The organism is Bibersteinia trehalosi USDA-ARS-USMARC-188 (assembly GCF_000521725.1).
GTDB lineage: Bacteria > Pseudomonadota > Gammaproteobacteria > Enterobacterales > Pasteurellaceae > Bibersteinia > Bibersteinia trehalosi.
The window spans coordinates 2,105,883-2,126,256 of the sequence record NZ_CP006954.1 but is presented as its reverse complement, the minus strand read 5'-3'; the positions used below and the strand labels follow the sequence as shown (position 1 = coordinate 2,126,256).

At 41.1% G+C, this 20,374-nt stretch carries 18 protein-coding genes and 4 tRNA genes; 16 read left to right on the top strand and 6 right to left on the bottom strand.

The window, feature by feature from the left end:
• Positions 1-11 precede the first annotated feature (11 nt).
• From F542_RS09645 to mutM, 3 genes are read left to right on the top strand one after another with little or no spacing between them, the layout of a single operon-like run.
• A complete protein-coding gene (locus tag F542_RS09645; RefSeq protein ID WP_025267423.1) occupies positions 12-2,066 on the top strand; it encodes a capsular polysaccharide biosynthesis protein in 2,055 nt (684 codons plus the stop codon).
• A 10-nt stretch (positions 2,067-2,076) separates the two neighbouring features.
• Positions 2,077-3,324: a capsule biosynthesis protein gene (locus F542_RS09640; protein ID WP_025267422.1), complete on the top strand. Its 1,248-nt coding sequence runs from the start codon at positions 2,077-2,079 to the stop codon at positions 3,322-3,324.
• On the top strand, positions 3,324-4,148 hold the full coding sequence (gene mutM / locus F542_RS09635; RefSeq protein ID WP_025267421.1) for a bifunctional DNA-formamidopyrimidine glycosylase/DNA-(apurinic or apyrimidinic site) lyase: 825 nt from the start codon (positions 3,324-3,326) through the stop codon (positions 4,146-4,148). The genes F542_RS09640 and mutM overlap by 1 nt, the downstream gene beginning before the upstream one ends.
• A gap of 98 nt (positions 4,149-4,246) precedes the next feature.
• Here mutM and F542_RS09630 read toward each other — a convergent pair whose 3' ends face one another.
• Entirely contained in the window at positions 4,247-7,054 is a 2,808-nt protein-coding gene (locus F542_RS09630) for a S8 family peptidase (protein WP_025267420.1), read from the bottom strand.
• Positions 7,055-7,188: 134 nt separating this feature from the next.
• On the opposite strand from F542_RS09630, the gene mltG reads away from it, so the two are divergent.
• The 4 genes from mltG to F542_RS09610 all read left to right on the top strand — a co-directional run bounded on the left by mltG (position 7,189) and on the right by F542_RS09610 (position 10,153).
• Positions 7,189-8,211: an endolytic transglycosylase MltG gene (mltG, locus tag F542_RS09625; RefSeq protein ID WP_025267419.1), complete on the top strand. Its 1,023-nt coding sequence runs from the start codon at positions 7,189-7,191 to the stop codon at positions 8,209-8,211.
• Positions 8,212-8,838, top strand: coding sequence for a dTMP kinase (tmk, locus tag F542_RS09620; protein ID WP_025267418.1), 627 nt, complete (start codon positions 8,212-8,214; stop codon positions 8,836-8,838).
• 9 nt (positions 8,839-8,847) lie between these two features.
• Entirely contained in the window at positions 8,848-9,096 is a 249-nt protein-coding gene (locus F542_RS09615; protein WP_025267417.1) for a YceK/YidQ family lipoprotein, read from the top strand.
• A 67-nt stretch (positions 9,097-9,163) separates the two neighbouring features.
• On the top strand, positions 9,164-10,153 hold the full coding sequence (locus F542_RS09610; protein ID WP_025267416.1) for a DNA polymerase III subunit delta': 990 nt from the start codon (positions 9,164-9,166) through the stop codon (positions 10,151-10,153).
• A gap of 28 nt (positions 10,154-10,181) precedes the next feature.
• Here F542_RS09610 and F542_RS09605 read toward each other — a convergent pair whose 3' ends face one another.
• Together F542_RS09605 and coaA are read right to left on the bottom strand one after the other, a co-directional pair.
• Positions 10,182-10,883 carry a tRNA1(Val) (adenine(37)-N6)-methyltransferase gene (locus tag F542_RS09605; protein ID WP_025267415.1) on the bottom strand — a complete coding sequence of 234 codons (702 nt, stop codon included), beginning with the start codon at positions 10,881-10,883 and terminating at the stop codon, positions 10,182-10,184.
• Between the two features lie 2 nt (positions 10,884-10,885).
• Positions 10,886-11,836: a type I pantothenate kinase gene (coaA, locus tag F542_RS09600; protein WP_015431697.1), complete on the bottom strand. Its 951-nt coding sequence runs from the start codon at positions 11,834-11,836 to the stop codon at positions 10,886-10,888.
• A gap of 234 nt (positions 11,837-12,070) precedes the next feature.
• Between coaA and F542_RS09595 the strand changes: the two genes are divergently transcribed.
• From F542_RS09595 to F542_RS09570, 6 genes are all read left to right on the top strand, one after another.
• Positions 12,071-12,146, top strand: a tRNA-Thr gene (locus F542_RS09595).
• Positions 12,147-12,181: 35 nt separating this feature from the next.
• Positions 12,182-12,266, top strand: a tRNA-Tyr gene (locus F542_RS09590).
• A gap of 48 nt (positions 12,267-12,314) precedes the next feature.
• A tRNA-Gly gene (locus F542_RS09585) sits at positions 12,315-12,389 on the top strand.
• 3 nt (positions 12,390-12,392) lie between these two features.
• Positions 12,393-12,468: transfer RNA gene (locus F542_RS09580), tRNA-Thr, on the top strand.
• A gap of 115 nt (positions 12,469-12,583) precedes the next feature.
• Complete coding sequence (gene tuf / locus F542_RS09575) at positions 12,584-13,771, top strand: elongation factor Tu (protein WP_025267414.1); 1,188 nt, start codon at positions 12,584-12,586, stop codon at positions 13,769-13,771.
• Positions 13,772-14,060: 289 nt separating this feature from the next.
• Positions 14,061-14,855 carry a formate/nitrite transporter family protein gene (locus F542_RS09570; RefSeq protein ID WP_025267413.1) on the top strand — a complete coding sequence of 265 codons (795 nt, stop codon included), beginning with the start codon at positions 14,061-14,063 and terminating at the stop codon, positions 14,853-14,855.
• Positions 14,856-14,906: 51 nt separating this feature from the next.
• Here F542_RS09570 and murJ read toward each other — a convergent pair whose 3' ends face one another.
• On the bottom strand, positions 14,907-16,475 hold the full coding sequence (gene murJ / locus F542_RS09565; protein ID WP_025267412.1) for a murein biosynthesis integral membrane protein MurJ: 1,569 nt from the start codon (positions 16,473-16,475) through the stop codon (positions 14,907-14,909).
• Positions 16,476-16,700: 225 nt separating this feature from the next.
• On the opposite strand from murJ, the gene rpsT reads away from it, so the two are divergent.
• The 3 genes from rpsT to F542_RS09550 all read left to right on the top strand — a co-directional run bounded on the left by rpsT (position 16,701) and on the right by F542_RS09550 (position 18,599).
• Positions 16,701-16,964, top strand: coding sequence for a 30S ribosomal protein S20 (rpsT, locus tag F542_RS09560; protein ID WP_015431702.1), 264 nt, complete (start codon positions 16,701-16,703; stop codon positions 16,962-16,964).
• Between the two features lie 108 nt (positions 16,965-17,072).
• A complete protein-coding gene (locus F542_RS09555; protein WP_025267411.1) occupies positions 17,073-17,384 on the top strand; it encodes an ArsR/SmtB family transcription factor in 312 nt (103 codons plus the stop codon).
• Between the two features lie 75 nt (positions 17,385-17,459).
• Positions 17,460-18,599, top strand: a complete 1,140-nt coding sequence (locus F542_RS09550; RefSeq protein WP_025267410.1) for an NADH-dependent flavin oxidoreductase — start codon at positions 17,460-17,462, stop codon at positions 18,597-18,599.
• Between the two features lie 28 nt (positions 18,600-18,627).
• Here the strand turns inward: F542_RS09550 and tilS are convergent, their stop codons facing one another.
• A complete protein-coding gene (gene tilS / locus F542_RS09545) occupies positions 18,628-19,899 on the bottom strand; it encodes a tRNA lysidine(34) synthetase TilS (RefSeq protein ID WP_015431705.1) in 1,272 nt (423 codons plus the stop codon).
• Positions 19,899-20,333, bottom strand: a complete 435-nt coding sequence (gene dtd / locus F542_RS09540; protein WP_015431706.1) for a D-aminoacyl-tRNA deacylase — start codon at positions 20,331-20,333, stop codon at positions 19,899-19,901. The genes tilS and dtd overlap by 1 nt, the downstream gene beginning before the upstream one ends.
• Between the last annotated feature and the right edge of the window lie 41 nt (positions 20,334-20,374).

The window sequence follows — 20,374 nt, the reverse complement described above, 5'->3', positions numbered from 1 at the left end:
CGTTAGATGCAATGCGTGGTCTTATTTTCTCATCTGGTATTTTAAACATTCCGCATCTTGCCGCTTTTTTACCTGAAAGTGAGCTGTTGCCTTATGCTCGGTTTCGGCATCAAGCAGTCGAGTGTGTCTATGGCTGGGGATTAAAACCTACGTCATTAAAAGCACGTAATTATGCCACGCAGCATAATCTGCCTTATATCGCCTTAGAAGACGGTTTTTTACGTTCAACTGGACTTGGCGTAGAAGGCTATCCACCTTTTTCGATGGTAGTGGACGATCTCGGTATTTATTATGATACTCGCCAGCCATCTCGTTTAGAACAGCTGATTTTAGCGGCGGATCAGTCTGCTGAATTGTTGCAGCAGGCGAGCCTTGCTTTGGCTCAAATCCGTCAATTTCGTCTTTCCAAATATAATCATGCGCCTGATTTTGCTCAATCGGTTTCTGCTGAACGCCCGATCGTGCTGGTGCTCGATCAGACTTTTGGGGATATGGCGGTGCAATGTGGGCAGGCTGATGCCGCTTGCTTTGAACAAATGTTACACGCTGCTATAGCGGAGAATCCTCATGCTGAGATTTGGGTGAAGACTCATCCAGATGTGATTTCAGGCAAGAAAAAAGGCTATCTTACCCAGATAGCGAAGGGAGAAAATGTTCGTCTTTTGGCACAAGATTGCAATCCGTTATCGCTATTAGCGCAGGCGGAAAAAGTCTATTGTGTGACATCGCAAATGGGTTTTGAGGCATTGATGCTTGGTAAAACAGTGGTGACATTTGGTGTGCCTTGGTTTGCAGGGTGGGGAATAAGCGATGATCGCCATCCTAATGTCACAGCATTACAAACTAATGGACGGCGGGCTGAGCGTACCTTCTTGCAGCTATTTGCCGCGGCTTATTTGCAGTATAGCCGCTATATTGATCCTAATCGTGGTACAAGTGGCTCTATTTTTGATGTGATTGATTATCTGCATCGCGCTCGCCAGTTTGGCGAACGTGTGCGTGGGACACTTTATTGCGTGGGAATGTCGCTATGGAAACGAGCAGTAATCAAGCCCTTCTTTCGTTTTCCTCAGTGTCGGGTTATTTTCACCTCGCTTGCCCATTTGCAAAAAAACGTGAAAAAACAACCGCTTGCTAAAGATGCTAAATTATTAATTTGGAGTAATGGCAAGCCCGAGGTATTAGCATTTGCTCAACAATATCAGCTACCAATTCTACGAATGGAAGATGGCTTTATTCGTTCAGTAGGGCTTGGTTCAAATTTGGTTGCGCCACTTTCACTGGTGACAGATGATCTTGGTATCTATTTTAATGCACAAATGCCTTCGCGTTTAGAGTATATCTTGCAAAATCAGCAGTTTTCTAAGAGCGATTTAGCCCGAGCTAGCGCATTACGCCAGCAGTTGATTCAAGCAAATATTGGCAAATATAACGTAGGAAGTGATGGTTTTTCACTTAATGCGCAGGGAAAAAGAACGTTATTAGTGCCTGGGCAGGTAGAAGACGATGCCTCAATTCGCTCTGGCTCACCCGTGATTAAGCGTAATTTAGATCTGCTAAAAGCGGTACGTGCACAGAATCCAGATGCTTATATTCTCTATAAACCGCACCCTGATGTAGTCAGTGGTAATCGTATTGGAAAAATTGATGCGCAAGTGGCTCTGCAATATGCGAATGAAATTGTTGAAAAAGCAAATATTCTTGATTGCATTATGCAGGTTGATGAAGTCCATACTATGACTTCTCTTGCTGGTTTTGAAGCACTTTTACGTGGCAAAGTTGTCCACTGCTATGGTCTGCCGTTTTATTCAAATTGGGGATTGACTATAGATCAGTTACAATTGCCAAGACGAAGCCGATTACTTACGCTAACAGAATTATTAGCGGCGGTATTAATTTATTATCCGTTGTATGTTTCGCCCGCAAATGGGCAGTTTATCAATGCAGAAATGGCGATAGCGATCCTAAAACAGCAGAAGGCTAAGCAAGAGAGCGATGGTTTGAATCGTTCTTGGTTGGCAAAGCAGTGGGGAAAAGTTATCCATCTATGTCGAGCATTATTTTAAGTGTGGAAATATGATTAACCATTATTTAGATGACCTGGTCACTTCATCAAAACGCATTCTTTTGCTCCAAGGGCCAATAGGCGCGTTTTTCTATGAATTTTCGAAATGGTTACAAGCTCAACAACGCACAGTATTTAAAATAAATTTTAATGCTGGCGATGAGCGTTTTTATCCTGCAGGCTCTCATACTATTGCATATCGCAATACACTTGGGGAATTTGCAGATTTTTTATATGAATTTTGCCAATGTGAGCAGATTGACAGCTTGGTTTGTTTTGGTGATAACCGTAAATATCACAAAATAGCCAAACAAGTTGCTGATCAGCTTGGGTTAGCATTTTGGGTATTTGAAGAAGGCTATTTTCGTCCTGATTATATTACGCTTGAGAAATCAGGGGTGAATGCTTTTTCGCCGATTCCAAGAACGGCAGACTATTTCCTTGCCATTGAGCCAGAATTAACTGAAATTGAAAAGCCTGAGCGAGTTTCCAAAGGCTTTTTCCCAATGGCAAAACGAGCAATTCAATACTATTTCAGTGGCTATTTTTGCCGTTGGAAGTACCCACATTATCAGCATCATCGTTTTTTGAATGTGGGTTACTACATTAAATTATGGGGCATTTCATTGGTAAAACGCCTTTGTTATGCGATTCATGATCGCAATTTTGCTAAGCGAGTGGAGGCTGGCGAATTTGGGGAATTTTTTATTGTGCCATTGCAGGTTTATGATGACAGCCAAGTTGTTGTGCATAGTGATTATCCCAGCGTTGAGGCTTTTTTAAGTGAGGTGCTAGAGTCATTTAGTCGTTTTGCCCCTGAGCACTGTAATTTAATTATTAAGCATCATCCAATGGATCGCGGTTTTTTAGATTATGCAGAGATCATTGCGCAATTTGAGCAGCGTTATCCAAATTTGCAAGGGCGTGTGTTTTATATTCATGATGTACCAATGCCTGTATTTTTACGTCACGGTAAAGGAATGGTTACACTAAACAGTACTAGTGGGATTTCCGGCTTATTGCATTCGATGCCGGTGATGACGCTAGGTCGAGCTAACTACGATTTTGTAGGGCTAACGCATCAGGGGGATTTAGATAGCTTTTGGCAGAATCCACAAGCGCCTGATCGCAAAGTTTTTGAAAATTATCACCGCTTCCATTTAAATCGTACCCAGATTAATGGCAATTTTTATAATCGCACTATTTTGCGTTTTCCATATAATCAAGCGGTAGCCACCCAAAGTTATGAGAAGAACTAATGCCTGAATTACCTGAAGTTGAAACGAGTGTCCGTGGTGTCACCCCATATCTTGTTGGGCAGACAATTAAGCAGGTGGTGATTCGCCAGCCTAAGCTACGTTGGCAAGTCAGCCCTGAATTAGCTGCAATGCAGGGGGCAACAATTACCCATATTGATCGGCGCGCAAAATACTTAATTATTCGCACCGATAAGGGAGATATCATTGTGCATTTAGGTATGTCAGGATCGCTAGGCATTTTAACGCAGCAAAACGATCTAGGCGCAGGGAAACATGATCATATTGATCTGGTTACCCAAAATGGCACTATCTTGCGCTATAACGATCCAAGAAAATTTGGGGCTTGGCTTTGGGCGAAAAACGCAGAAGAGTTAGAGATTATTCAGCGATTGGGGGTTGAGCCGCTTTCCGATAACTTTGATGGCGAGCATCTCTATCAACTTAGTCGCAATAAAACAGTCGCAGTTAAAAATTTCATTATGAATAATGCGGTGGTTGTTGGTGTGGGAAATATCTATGCCAGCGAGAGTTTATTTATGGCAGGGATTCACCCTGAACTTGCTGCGCAAAATCTTACTAAAAAACAGTGTGCGAGGTTGGCTACTGTAATCAAAGAAGTACTGACAAAATCTATTATTCAAGGCGGTACAACGCTAAAAGATTTTATCCAACCTGATGGCAAACCGGGCTATTTTGCCCAAGTCTTGCAAGTGTATGGACGAAAAGGTGAGGAATGCCGAGATTGTGGTAGTGAAATTCAGGCTAAAGTTATCGGGCAACGGAATAGCTTTTTCTGCCCTAAATGCCAAAAGCTACCTCGCTGAGTGAAAGCAAGCGGTCATTTTTCTGACAAATTTTGCAAAAGATAAAATAAAGGGGACTGAAAAGCGCTTTCAGTCCCCTTTTACTATTCACGATTAACTTAGAACGTTAAGCCTAAGTTTGCTTTCCAACCAAACATATTGGCAGATTTCACACGATCATAATCAAGATTTGCTGAAGCAAACCAATTTTTATAGTGTAGTTTTAAACCCACTTCACTATTTAATTGGCGATCGCGTTTTACACCGAGATAGTTGTGTAATGTGTTTCCAGCGATATAGCTAGTAATATTAGTGTCTTTCCCTCCTACTCTATGCAAATAGTTGAGTCCGACATATGGAGAAATACTGCCTTGCTCAAACTGGAATGTGCGTTGTAGTTTTACACTTGGTACAAGATTGACATCGTTGTAACGCACTGCTGCAGTTTTGCTGGCAAGTTCTCCACGTTCATTGAGGCTATCCATTTTGGTTTGTAACCATTGTATGCCAAGGCTTGGCTCAATTACCCATTGATTTGGTGTGAATTGGTAGCCCAGGCGAATTTCTCCACCTAACGTTGCGCCATGATTTTTTGCACTACCAAGTTGGTAGCTACCAAAGTGGCGTGTTTGTTGATATTTTTGGCGAGCAAATTGTAGTGCAGCTTCGCTAAACCAAGCATCGTTTAATGCATAACGGAGCCCCAGATTCAATGCAGTTTGTTTTAAGGTCGCTTGGGCAAATGGCTTGTTCAAGCGGTCTTTTTGTTGTGATAGCATTGCGCTCAATACTACCTTATCTGCTGGCTTATGGCTTAAGCCTAATTGTGACTGGTTATGTTTTACGGCTGTTTTATGTTTAGCTGAGTCAGATTGCTTCTGGTATAAGTGTCCTGCCCAGACAGTTGTTTTTTGCGGTGTGTGATATGCCGTAAATAAATTTTGTTGGGCTTGATTTAAACCCTTCGCATTTTGACTACGTAACAGCTCAATACTATCTGCATAGATATTGTTGGATACCGCATAATGTAAGTTATCTAGTTTGTGCTGCTCTAATGCCGCTTGTAGCCAATCGTTGTATAAACCACGGCGGTATGCGATAGGTGCCGTTCTTAATGCATTTAAAACCGCAAGCCCAGCTTGGCCTGTTGCATTAGCATTAGCATCGCTAATTGGTTTATTGCTGTTTACTTTTGCGATGATCTCGGTGTCTTTAAAATAAAGATCTTGCATTAAGCCACGTTTATTTAGATTTGCATTTGCAACTAATTTTTTAAAGCCGCCTTGGTAAGTTGCTTTGTCTTTTAGTTGAACGACGGTGGCTGACGTGTCTCCAACTTTGCTCTGTTCTGTTAATTTATCGGCAATTTTGAGCGAGCCAGCTAAATTCACATTTGCTTGTCCTGTAGCAATAAGACCATTGTGACTTAATATTTCGAGTTGGCTTGCTACTGTTGAGTGGTAGTGTTGCCCAATTTGAGTTTGATCTACGGCCAGAATAGCATTGTTACTGATTTTTTGTGCGACTGTTTTGCCTTTAAGTGCAAGTTTGCCTTGCTCAATGGCAAGATCAGCAAAGTGATTTTCACCATTTAAGCTAAGCGATTTGTCTCCTTTTTTGGTAAATTTAAATTGGCTGGAGAATGGGTTGTGCCACTGGTCATTACGTGTCATAGTCACTGTTTCATCACCTAAAAATTGGCTTGGTCCATTAACGGCATTTTTTAGATTAACAAGTCCCCAACCATAGACATCATCTACCCCTTTTTCGCCTAAGTCAGTGGCTGTAGTCAATAATGTATCGCGGATTTGAGTTGGAGTGAGATAATCAAAACGCTCTTTGACAACACCTAATGAGCCAGTAACAACAGGTGACGCCAGTGAGGTGCCTTTTGATTTTGAGAGCCCATATACGGTTGTATCATTTTCACCAGCTTCAGCATTGAGCACATCTAAATTACCTGGAGCGGAAATACACCAATTTTTACTCACCCCACAGCGGTTAGAATATTCAGTAATTTCTCGTTTATTATCAACCGATGCGACCGCAATGAAATGTCTTTCCAGCTCTGGAATATAACGAGGCAACATTGCTACAATACCAGGGTGGGGGGAGCTTTCATTACCGTTTGCAAACACGAGTAAAGTGTCACGGTTTTTAGCATTTATTAAAGCTTGAACAAGCGGATTTTTTTTATCTTTTGTGACCGCTTGATAGAAATGATCGATATCCTCTATATTTTTACTAATTGGATCTGCATTCCAGCTATTGTTTATGGCAAGTAAATTTTTTTCAGTTAATTTATTAAGCGCGGTAGCTAATTCTATGCGCTGGAAAGCACTTTTTGCGTTTGTACCAAGTAAGGAATCAGATTTTGCTAGCTTATCGAAGTCAGGTGCCTTATCTCCTTCTTCTTCCTCTTCTTCTTCGTCGTCAGCATCGTTTAGTACTTCTTCCAGAGTACGATTGCGAGTATTCGTTGCGATATAGAGTTCAGCATCTTTCGCTACTCCACCTTTAAAACCTGTTTGCTCATCTGTTTTTGCACCAATCAAGCCTGATACACCTAAACCATGCGTTTCAAATCCAATCATGAAACCCAATTCACCGTTTTTCACGGTAATTTGAAAATCTGGTTGGCGATAGTTAGGATCGTAGGTATTCAGTTTGCCTTCCGGAGAGGTTAGCTGAAAAGTAGAAATGTGAAGTTTATCACTGTGAAGTGGATGTTCTGGAACAAAACCACCATCGACTACCCCTAATTTAACGCCTTTTCCGCTATACTTTGCACTCAGGTTATCGGAGAGTTGAATAATTGGTTGCGGGTTGTTTGTAGTTGTAGCTTTAGCGGCATAAGTTGGCGCTAAAACAGCCGAAATAGCCATTGCAATTAGGCTTTTACTAAAATAACATTTTGTTTTAGACATTATATTCTCCTTTAAAAAAACGGCGGCTATACTATTCTTTTGCAACAAAAAATGCAAATTAATTCCATTTTTAATGGTTTTTTGTAAAGTATATGCGGTGATATGGTTATGGATAACACAAAAAGTTAAATGATATGTTAAAAAAAATATTAATTATCTGCGGCGTTGCTACATTAATGCTACTTGGTTCGTTAGGCTATATATGGCAAAAGCTCAATAGCATTGCGCTACGTCCACTACACATAAATGCCGAACAACTATTTGTTTTGGAAAAAGGAACCAATGGCAATAAGCTTATTGAGCAGTTGGTAACTGAAGGTATTATTGCTGAGGATGAGCAGCGTTTTATTTCTCTTCTTTTACGTGTTTACCCCGAATTCGCGAAGTTCAAAGCAGGTGTCTATTCATTCGAAAATGTTTCTAATGTAAAAGATCTGCTACAAAAGATTAGTAGTGGTAAGGAGATAAAACTCAATATCCAGTTTATTGAAGGGAAAACATTTACTGTTTGGCGTGAGCAATTAAAGCAAGCAAAATATCTTAATCAAACTCTTGCGGATAAAAGTGAAACAGAAATAGCAAAAGTATTAGGCATTCCTCATGACAAATTAGAAGGTTGGTTTGCTCCTGATACCTATAGCTATGTGCCATATTCCGACGATATTGATGTGCTAAAACGTGCTTATCAAAAACAGCAGAAAGATTTAGATGACGCTTGGCAAAAAAGGGCGGAAAATCTACCGCTTGCTAATCCTTATGAGATGTTAATTCTGGCATCGATTGTGGAAAAAGAAACAGGGATTGCTAAAGAGCGACCGCAAGTCGCTTCGGTGTTTATCAATCGCTTAAACAAAAAAATGCTATTACAGACTGATCCCACCATTTTATATGGCAAATGTGGTTGTTATGATCAGAAAATCTATAAATCAGATATTAATAGGCCAACGCCCTATAATACTTATGTGATTACAGGTTTACCGCCAACGCCGATCGCAATGCCAAGCTTGGCTTCTATCAAAGCGGTTGCTCAGCCAGATAATACCGCTTATCTTTATTTTGTAGCAGATGGTTCGGGTGGACACAAATTCAGTCGCACATTAGAAGAACATAATAGGGCCGTTATCGAATGGCGTAAGATTGAGCAAGGAAGAAAATAGATGAAAAGTAAATTTATTGTCATTGAAGGGCTAGAAGGAGCAGGTAAAAGTAATGCTCAGCGAGTTGTATGTGAGACGTTACGCTCACATGGAATTGAATTTATTACCACTCGTGAACCGGGTGGTACACCGATTGCAGAAACCCTACGTACATTATGGAAAGAGGGGGTTAATGGAGAGACGACAACGGATAAAGCAGAAGTGCTGATGATGTATGCAGCTCGTACACAACTTGTTGAAACCATTATCCAGCCAGCCCTTGCTAGCGGAAAATGGGTAGTAGGGGATCGCCACGATCTTTCCAGCCAAGCCTACCAAGGTGGCGGACGTGGGCTTGTGGATTTGGTTGGAACCATCGGCAAAGCAATTTTGGGTGATTTTGAGCCTGATCTCACGCTCTATTTAGATTTAGATCCTGCAATTGGCTTAGAACGAGCCAAAGGACGTGGAGCATTAGATCGCATCGAACAGCAACATATCGACTTCTTTCACCGTGCTCGTGAGCGTTACCTTGCATTAACCCAAAACAACCCAAAAGCAGTGATTATCAATGCTGAACAGCCGATTGAAAAAGTCTCCGCCGATATTCAACAAGCGGTCGAAAATTTCTTAAAATTTGCAAAATAGGAGCTCAAAATGAAAAAATGGCTTGCATTCTTATTATTAACCCCTGTTTTAACAGGTTGTAGCACAATCTTAACCTTGGATAGTAAAGAGCCTTATAGCGGTACTAAATACAATATCGAAGTTTGGGGGCCATGTCACGGTGCTGGCTGTATGGGCTTAGTGATTTTTCGACCACTCTCTATTATCGATTTCCCATTTAGCCTTGTGGGTGACACACTGATGTTACCGATTAAAGGTATTCAGAATTTAGCTGATTAAAACAGCGATTGATAAACAATGTAGGGGTAAATAATTATTTGCCCCTACGGATAATGAAGAAGACAAAATGCAACTCTATCCTTGGCACAGAAACATTTACACTCAACTTACCCATACTTTTTTAAACGGGCGGGGGCATCATGCTTTATTGTTTAAAACTGAAGCGGGGCTAGGGACGGAAAATTTCATTCGCCATTTTGCTCATTGGCTGTTTTGTCTGGAAAAGCAAGGAGCAGAGCCGTGTGGGCAGTGTAAAAGCTGTTTGCTTTGGGCGAGTAGCAACCACCCCGACTTTCATTTGATTGAGTCGATTGAGAATAAAGATATTGGTGTTGAGCAAATTCGTGAATTGACAGCCAAGTTGCAACAATTTGCACAGCAAGGAGGCAATACCGTTGTTTACTTGAAAAATGCTGAGAGATTGACGGAATCTGCTGCAAATGCGTTACTCAAAACATTAGAAGAGCCTCCAGCCAATGTTTATTTCTTATTAGAAGCACCATTGCAAGAGCCAATGCTTGCTACAATTCAAAGCCGTTGCCAAACATGGCTGATTAATGCGCCAAATGAAACACAAGCTTTTGATTGGTTACAGGCCAAATTCCCAACTCATAGCTTAGAAGAGTTGGAAATTGCCTTGCGCTTAAACCATAATCGCCCATTGTTTTGCAAAATTTTCTTAGAAAATGACCGCTTGCCAGTGCGAAAAGCTTTTTTGCAGAATTTCTGGCGCTTTTTTAAAAGCCGGGATGTTTGGTTGTTGTATGCCGAATTTTCTAAGGAAAAAGATGAAGTATTACAGCAGCTTGAGTGGCTAGAGAGCTTTTTTGCCGATAGTTTAAAAGCGAAGTTGAATATTGCTGTAGGCTGGATGAATCCCGATTTGTATAACGGCATTAGCCTATTTAGCCAAGCATTATCCGCTAATCAATTAGTGCTAGGGTATCAGCTGATTCAGCAATGCCAACAGGATTTACAATGCATCAATGCCGTAAATGCGGAGTTAATGTTGCTAGATTGCTTAACTAAATTGGTGACAGACATTTTTGAAAACTAAAGGTAATTTAATATGAATTATCCCATCCCTAGAAATTTAAATAAAAATCTTGGGTAAGTGCTTTGAAAGCTGCACTGTATTGATGAGTATGATCATAAATATCTAGTTGATGTATTTGACAAGCGCTCTGATTGCGGCTAAAAGTTGCAACAATGCGTTTTACTGATTTGCCGGTCTTTGTGGCAATTTGCCATTGCTCCACACAATATAAGCCGAGTAAATAGGATTGGGAGATTAGCTTTTCTGCCATATCAGCGGGCAGAATAAAGCTAATTTTACCCAGTGGGTTAAGCTGCTGTGCGGCAATTTTCAGCCAAGCAAAATGTGAACCAGCAACCGCTCTTGCGAGATTTCGCTCAGCCGTTTTCGCGCTTAGACTATGCTCAAAATAAGGTGGATTTGCCACAATGAGGTCAAATTTTTGTTCTGAAGCAAACGTGAGAATATCTTGCTGTTGTATGCAAATACGTGGGGAAAATGCAGAGTTTTGGGCATTTTCGACCGCTTGTTGAAAGGCATTGGGCTCAATTTCGAGCGCAGTAATCCATGCATTTGAACGTTGGGCAAGCATAATCGCGACCAGCCCTGTACCTGTCCCTAAGTCTAAAATCGTATTCGCATTGTGAATGTCTGCAATGCTGCCTAATAGAATGCCGTCTGTATTGACTTTCATCGCACATTTATCGTGTGCGATAAAAAATTGTTTAAATTGAAAGCCGCTTGGTTTCATCGCTATTTTCTTAACTTAACTGTTTCAATTGCGTGATTTTCACCCTTATGCAATATGAGATTCGCTCGTTCACGGCTGGGGAGAATATTTTGGCGTAGGTTTAAGCCATTGATTTCATCCCAGATACTCGAAGCGGTTTCAATTGCCTCTTTTTCCGATAACTTCGAATAATGATGGAAATAGGAATTCGGATCAGAAAATGCGCCTCGGCGGAATTTTAAAAAGCGGTTGATATACCATTGTTTTAATAATTCTTCATCAGCATCAACGTAAATGGAGAAATCCACAAAATCCGAAATAAAAACATTATGGGGGCTAGCAGGGTAGTTCATACCGCTTTGTAGTACATTTAAACCTTCTAAAATGACAATATCGGGCTGATCTACGGTGGTAAATTGATTTGGAATAATATCGTAGGTTAAATGCGAATAAATCGGGGCTTGCACATTGTGCTTGCCCGATTTTATATCTGAGACAAATTGTACTAAACGATGAATGTCGTAAGACTCTGGAAAACCTTTACGTTTTAACAAATCTTTTTCTTTTAAGGTGGCAAGTGGGTAAAGAAACCCATCTGTAGTGATTAAATCAACTTGTCTCGTGGTTGGATATTGTGAAAGTAGTGCCTGTAGTATTCGGGCGGAGGTGCTTTTCCCAACGGATACACTCCCCGCAATACTAATAATATAGGGAACTTTGGGTGCTTGAACGTCTAAAAATTTATGTAATACTTCCTGACGTTTGAGGTTTTCTTCTATATAGTAGTTGATTAAGCGGGCTAGTGGCAGGTAAATAGTGCTCACTTCGTCTAAGGATAAGTCTTCATTAAAGCCAAGCAAGGGTTTTAAATCTTGTTCGGTCAATGTTAAAGGCATGGATTTACGCAAATCAGCCCATTGAGTTCGGTCAAAGGTTAAAAATGGCGTAATTGCGGTAGCTTTTTGTTTAGACATTCCGATTTCTCTTAACAAATGATCAGCGTAATCTGCTGAAGTAGATGGGAAATATACAATATAAATGCCACTTTTGGGGTATTTATTAAAGTAAAAATCGAAAAATACTTAAAAAAACAGCAACTTGCGCGTTTTATCAGCGAAAAAACGGATTTTCTAAATTTTTTGAAAAAAATGCTTGCAAGCTTTTCGGAAATCCCTATAATGCGCATCACTTGCTTACGACAACGCAACGCCGACTTAGCTCAGTAGGTAGAGCAACTGACTTGTAATCAGTAGGTCACCAGTTCGATTCCGGTAGTCGGCACCATTACTGCTTAAGTAAACAAGATTTCAATTAAATGTGGTGGGGTTCCCGAGCGGCCAAAGGGGGCAGACTGTAAATCTGTTGGCTCAGCCTTCGAAGGTTCGAATCCTTCTCCCACCACCATTCCTGTTTAGTTGAAACTGCTTTAATGGGACAGACGAATTTAGAACAGCGGGCATCGTATAATGGCTATTACCTTAGCCTTCCAAGCTAATGATGCGGGTTCGATTCCCGCTGCCCGCTCCAAGCGCTGATATAGCTCAGTTGGTAGAGCGCACCCTTGGTAAGGGTGAGGTCGGCGGTTCAAATCCGCCTATCAGCACCACTTTTCCTTTCTATATTCTTCTTTTCCGAATTTTATTATCAATTTCTACATTAGGTTAATGTGGTAGTGGTAACGTACCATCGTAACCTTAGTTTTGTTTAAAGGAAACTTAAAAATGGCAAAAGAACAGTTTAACCGTGGTGATAAAGTCCACGTAAACGTGGGTACAATCGGTCACGTTGACCATGGTAAAACCACTTTAACAGCAGCAATTACTACCGTTTTAGCAAAACACTTCGGTGGTTCAGCTCGTGCATTCGACCAAATCGACAATGCACCAGAAGAAAAAGCGCGTGGTATCACCATCAACACTTCACACGTTGAATACGAAACCGCAACTCGTCACTATGCACACGTTGACTGCCCAGGACACGCGGACTATGTGAAAAACATGATCACTGGTGCAGCACAAATGGACGGCGCTATCTTAGTAGTAGCAGCAACAGACGGTCCTATGCCACAAACTCGTGAGCACATCTTATTAGGTCGCCAAGTAGGTGTTCCATACATCATCGTATTCTTAAACAAATGCGACATGGTAGATGACGAAGAGTTATTAGAATTAGTTGAAATGGAAGTTCGTGAACTTCTTTCTCAATACGAATTCCCAGGTGATGACACACCAATCGTACGTGGTTCTGCGTTACAAGCATTAAACGGCGTACCAGAGTGGGAAGAAAAAATCCTTGAATTAGCAGGTCACTTAGATTCTTACATTCCAGAGCCAGAGCGTGCGATTGATAAACCATTCTTATTACCAATCGAAGACGTATTCTCAATCTCTGGTCGTGGTACTGTAGTAACTGGCCGTGTTGAGCGCGGTATCATCAAATCAGGTGAAGAAGTAGAAATCGTTGGTATCAAAGAAACCACCAAAACTACTGTAACTGGTGTTGAGATGTTCCGTAAATTACTTGACGAAGGTCGTGCGGGTGAAAACGTTGGTGCATTATTACGTGGTACCAAACGTGAAGAAATCGAACGTGGTCAAGTACTTGCTAAACCAGGTTCAATCACCCCACACACAGACTTCGAATCAGAAGTTTACGTATTATCAAAAGAAGAAGGTGGTCGTCACACTCCATTCTTCAAAGGTTACCGTCCACAGTTCTACTTCCGTACAACTGACGTAACAGGTACAATCGAGTTACCAGAAGGTGTTGAAATGGTAATGCCAGGCGACAACATCAAAATGACTGTAAACTTAATTCACCCAATCGCAATGGACGAAGGTTTACGTTTTGCGATTCGTGAAGGTGGTCGTACAGTAGGTGCGGGCGTTGTAGCGAAAATCATCAAATAATTAGATTAATTATTTGTGCATTGCAAGATGCAGAAAAGGCAGGCTGAAAAGTCTGCCTTTTGTTTTTCTTGCCGTGATTAAGCATTTGCCCGCAAAAGGAATGCAAGCGGTCAAATTCTGATAATCTTTTGCAAGAATCATCAATGATATTACGAATTCTTATCTCAACTCTTTTTTTATTTCTTTTTTGTTCTAAAAAAATCTTCTAAATCATAACTAAGCATTATTTTTCTTTTTGAGACTGAGTTGTTAGATTCTTTACATCACTTATTTTTGAAAAGGAATGTTTATGCATAACCGAGATCTTTATCCTTATGAAATTCTGCAAGATATTATTGATAAAAGCCAAGCGAAATCAAACGCCAGCTTAAAAATGTTAGCTATCCTAAGCTTTCTGGGGGGCGGCTATGTAGGCTTTGGGTTTCTCGCTTATTTAAGAGTCGTTAGCGGAATTCCACCAGAATGGGGTGGGCTAGCTAACTTACTGGGGGCTGCGGTATTTCCAATTTGCTTGATTTGTATTCTATTAGGTGGTGGGGAGCTTGCCACTGGTAATATGATGCTGATGGCACTCGGTAAGTTTAGCAAAAAAGTAAGTATGTCTAAATTAGCACGCAACTGGATTATTGTCAGTCTAGGCAACTTGGCTGGTGCAGTGACTGTAGCCTACTTTTTAGGACATTATGTTGGATTAAGTGAAGGTGTTGCATTATCAAAAACCGTTGCTATTGCTGAATCTAAAGTGCATATGGATTTTGGGCGAGCTTTTATTTCGGCAATTGCCTGTAACTGGATGGTTTGTATGGGGATTTGGTTCTATTTCGGCTCAAAATATAATTCAGGGCGAATTTTAGGTATGTGGTTTCCTGTGATGATCTTTGTCTTGATTGGTTTACAACATTTTGTTGCGAATATGTTTATCATTCCTGCTGGAATCTGGGCTGGAGCAAATGTCACTTGGAGTGAGTTTTTCTTAAATATGATCCCTGTCTTTTTAGGTAATGTGACGGGCGGAATTATTTTTGTAAGCGCTTCTTATCTCTTTGCATATAAACATCTATTAAAAGACGATTATTCCATTTAAGTATTGAGCGGTCGATTTTGTATAAAATATTGCAAAATCGACCGCTTGAGTTTAGGCTTTTAAATCTTTTGGGCGAATGCCTAAGCCAATTAATGTGCCAAAATAGCCAATCACGGCAAGCCCAATCAGCCAACCTAACCAGTGAATTTTTCCCCAGAAGGAAAGGCTATTCCAACCAGCCAAATCGGGCGAGAAATAGTGAATAGATACTCCCATAACACAGCCTGCAATAAATAATTTCAACGCAAATAGTGCTGTTTTACGGCTAATTTGATAAATGTTACGTTGCCATAAGCCACGATAGAGTAAACTCATATTCACAAAGGCAGAAAGGGCTGATGCCATTGCTAGGCCAAGATAGCCAAACGGAATTGCCAACACACCGAAGCAGATATTACTGATAGTTGCAATAATACCGATTTTGACCGGTGTTTTCGTGTTTTGGTTAGCGTAAAAACCGTTGGCGAGAATGCTGATCATCATATAGCTGATTAAGCCAAAACACATTACAAATAATGCATTAGAAGAGGCAATGACATCTTCCAAACCAAATTTTCCACGCATAAACATGGTCATCATTAATGGCTTTGCCAGAATCGAAATACCAATCATTGCAGGAATGCCGAGTAATAGTACCATTCGTACCCCCCAATCCATCGTTTGTTTAAATTGTTGAATACGCTGTTCATCACTTAGCGTTTTCTGTTTAGCGATGCGAGAGAGTGCTGGCAAAATCACAGTGGAAATCGCAATGCCAAACAAGCCAAGTGGAAATTCAATTAAGCGATCGGCATAATAGAGCCAGCTAATTGAGCCAGTAATAAGAAAACTGGCGATCACTTGGTTAATCAGCAAATTGATTTGTGTTACCGATACCCCAAAAAGTGCAGGGATCATCAAATTACGTACCTTTTTGACCCCTTCATCATGCCACGCCCATTTAGGTTTAACCAATAAACCTTCTTTTTTCATAAACGGAATCTGGAAGAGGAATTGTAACAAACCGCCTAAGAAAATCCCCCAAGCCAGTGCCGTATCAGGCGAATCAAAATAATCTGCTCCCCAGAGTGCCATTGCAATCATTGCAACATTGAGAAGCACAGGCGAGAATGCCATGACACCAAATTTACCTACCGTATTTAGGACTGCACCTGAAAGGGCAACAAAGGTAATAAACCAGAGATAAGGAAAGGTAATTTTGAGTAGCACGGAGGCTTGCTCATATTTGTGAGCATCTGCCCCACCATTAAGCCAATCCATAAACCAGCCAGTACCGAATAAGGCAGCAACGACAGGTGAACCAATCATTGCAACAAGGGTAACAATCGTGACTAGACCGCCGAGAGTCCCCGATACCTTAGCGATAAATTCACGGGTTTTGTTGGGATCATTTTCGGCATTGTATTCTGCGAGTACAGGCACAAATGCTTTAGAAAAAGCCCCTTCCGCAAATAGCCGCCGCAGAAAGTTAGGAATACGGTTAGCAAATAAAAAGACATCGGCAACCATGCCAGCCCCTAATAAATTTGCTACCACCACATCACGAATTAATCCCAGAATACGGGAAAGCAGGGTCATACTGCTGACAATAAGCCCTGATTTAAGCAATTTTTTACTCACAATCATCCAACCTTTAAGAAAAATTGTGCGGAATTTTAGCAGTTTTGAGTAGGAAAATCTGAAAAAAACTGCTAAAATCCGCCCCTATCTTTTTCACAAGATGTTTTCTTGCGAGAATGATGCTATTTTCAAGCCCGTGTCTCGTTGAAAATATAAACTAGCTAGTCTGCATAAACATTGTTTATGCTTTTATTTTTTACACAGATAATTCTTAGGAGTTTGACCTTGGCTAATATCAAGTCAGCAAAAAAACGTGCGATTCAATCTGAAAAACGCCGTCAACATAACGCAAGCCAACGCTCTATGATGCGTACTTACATCAAAAAAGTTTATGCTCAAGTAGTAGCAGGCGATAAAGCAGCAGCTGAAGCTGCATTCGTTGAAATGCAAAAAGTCGTAGACCGTATGGCGTCTAAAGGCTTAATCCACGCTAATAAAGCAGCAAACCACAAATCTAAATTAGCTGCTCAAATCAAAAAATTAGCGTAATTTTAAGCTGAAATTTGCAAATTTTTAGAGAAAACCGACCGCTTGTAGGTCGGTTTTTTTCCATCTAATAAATTGACATATCTATAATCATAGATACAATGCCGTCCTATGGAATTAATTGAAATTTTTAAAACACTGGGTAATGAATACCGCTGGCAAATGCTATTATGGCTAAAAGAGCCGGAAAAGTATTTTGAGCCAGAACATATTAAAGCTGATGATAGCGAATTTGCTGGTGGTGTTTGCGTTGGGCGTTTGACGGAAAAGGCAGGTTTAGCACAATCGGTAGTATCCAATTATTTAAATGCATTGCGTGATGCGGGTTTGGTGGAATCCCTCAGAGTCGGGAAATGGACTTATTATCGTTATAATCCGCAAGCCGCTACCCAGTTTTTACAGTTATTAAATCAGCAGTTATAAAATGCCTTCGGGCATTTTTTATGTGCAAGATGAATCTAGATTTTCAGATATTAGGATTTAAATAAGGACGTTTATATGAACCCAAAACATGCCGATCTTTTCCAATCTTTCACGTTAAATAATGGTGTAGAGATTTCAAACCGTTTAGTTGTTGCCCCAATGACCCATTTTGGCTCAAATGCGGATGGCACATTAGGTGAACAAGAAGCGCGTTTTATTTCAAATCGCGCGGGCGATATTGGTTTATTTATCCATGCTGCAACTCTTGTTGCAGATGGAGGCAAAGCGTTTCACGGGCAGCCGGAGGCCATTCATGCCAGTCAGCTAAATAGTCTGCGAGAAACAGCACAGCTAGCTCAACAACAAGGGGCAAAAGCAATTTTGCAAATCCACCACGGCGGCAATAAAGCGGTTGCTGAGTTGCTTAATGGTAAAGATCTCATCACGGCAAGTGATGATCCTGCAACTGGCGCAAGAGCAGTAACGCTAGAAGAAATTTATTCACTGATTGCAGCTTATGCTCATGCGACAGATTTAGCGATTCAAGCTGGTTTTGATGGCGTAGAAATTCATGGTGCAAATGGTTATTTAATCCAACAATTCTATTCAGCGCAAACAAATCAACGCACCGATGAATGGGGCGGAAGTCGTGAAAATCGAATGCGTTTTCCTTTGGCAGTGGTTGATGCGGTAACGGCAGTGCGTGAAAAACATCAGAAAGCCGATTTCATTATCGGCTATCGTTTCTCACCAGAGGAAGCAGGCGAAAATGGCTTAACGATGGAAGATACTTTTGCTTTACTTGATGCATTAGTAGAAAAACCATTGCAATATCTGCATATTTCGCTTCATGAGTTTTACAAAAAAGCACGCCGTGGCGCAGATACCAACTTAACCCGTATGCAATTAGTCCACGAACGCATTAACGGTAAACTGCCATTGATTGGTGTGGGTAGCCTATTCACTGCGGATCAAATTTCAGATGCATTTAACACAGGTTGGGCAGAATTTATCGCACTAGGTAAAACAGTGATGATAAACCCTGCGATTGCGACCTTAATTAAAGAAGGCAGAGAAAACGAAATCGTAACTGAATTAGATCCAAACCGTGCAGATCAATATGGCATACCTGATATTCTCTGGGGCTTATGCAAACAAGGTGGTGCTTGGTTGCCGCCGTTGAAAGGACAGGAATGGTCGCCTGTTGATATTTAAAAATATTGCCACCGAAAGGTGGCATTTTTTATGAGTATAAAACGGCGACTAATTTATCTTGAAAAAATAGCAGTGGTGTGGTGGAGCGAGCCCAAACAGGCACATTGTGGGCTTTCCAGATTTTTTTCAGCTCTTCTCGATGTGGTTTTCCATACTGCTGTATTTTGCCTGTTTGACCTGTTTTGAGTATAAGGGGCTGATTTTGCAATTCAATGGGTATAGGAAAGCGGTGAGTTTTGCCTGAAATTGTGCAAATTAGCTCTGTTGATGAGCGAGCAATCACAATGTTTTGTAGGGGTGAACCGATGTGTTCGCCCGATGATGGTTCGGGAATTTCAATAGAAATCGGCTTTGTTTTTTCCATCGGTTCGGTAATAAAAATCGCATTCTGATAGCGTCTCACCACTTTATTCCCTAATTTTACTTCGGGATTACGATCCGCTTTGGCAAAAATTACTTCGGAAATCACCGCTTGTAGTTGTGTTTGGCTTGGCATGACAACATTGTTTTTCTTGAGCCATAAACGAATAAGTTGTTGCTGTTTTAATGCAGAAAAGTGTTCAAAACCGCGAATATCGAACTGATTTTGTTCACCGATTCGCTGGCTTAATTCCGCATTTAATAACTCTTCAATTAATGCCTGTTGTGCAGCACAATGCTGTGCAGAACGTGCCACCATTTGGTTAAATTGGGTAAAACGTTGATTTAGTGCGGGCAAAATTTGATTACGCAGAAAATTGCGATCAAAACCATTATCGGCATTACTTTCGTCTGTAATCCAAACGAGCTTTTGGCTGTCGGCATAGTGCAAAATCTCGGCTTTGCTCACATCTAATAGCGGTCTAAAAATAGCAAAATTTTGCCAATTGCTCACTACTTGCATTGCGGACAGTCCTTGAATACCACTACCTCGTTTGAGTGCTAAGAGAAAGGTTTCAGCTTGATCATCTAAATGGTGGGCGGTAACAAATACTTCTGTTGGGCGGATTGTTTCGCTAATTGCTTGATAGCGAGCGGCTCTTGCATTGGCTTCTAGCCCTTGATGCCCCTTTACTACCACTTTACGCAGTTCAAAGGGAATGTTGAGTTGTTGGCAAAGGGTTTCGCAGAAATCTGCCCAATGATCTGCATTTGGACTTAAGCCGTGATGGATATGCACTGCACGCAGATTGAGATTGGGGTATTGAGCAAGAAGATGGAGCAGTACAACAGAATCAACGCCACCGCTTAGCCCGATTAAAAAATCGTGCTGTTGGGGGAAATGTTGGTGGAGTTGAGAGGTGAGCGTATGTGCTAGCATTAGACTTGTAGCCAAAAAGTAACAGGGCCATCATTTTGCAGGCTCACTTGCATATCGGAGCCAAATCGCCCTGTTTGGGTGTGAATTTTTTGAGCGGCTTGCTGGTGAAAATAGTCGTATAAACGCTCGGCATCAGCAGGTGCTGCCCCACGAGAAAAACTTGGACGCAAGCCTTTTTGCGTATCGGCGGCAAGGGTAAATTGCGACACGACCAGTAAACTCCCGCCAGCCTGTTGGACATTTAAATTCATTTTGTCATTTTCATCAGGAAAAACTCGGTAATTGAGTACTTTCTCAAGCAGTTTATCGGCTTTCGCTTGGCCATCTTCTTTTTCCACGCCAAGCAGCACTAGTAAACCGTGAGCAATCTCGCCCACCGTTTGATTTTCGACTTCGACTTTTGCCCATTTTACTCTTTGGATCAGTGCGATCATTTTTTGTCCTTAATAAAGAGAGAGTTTAAATTTAGAGGCTG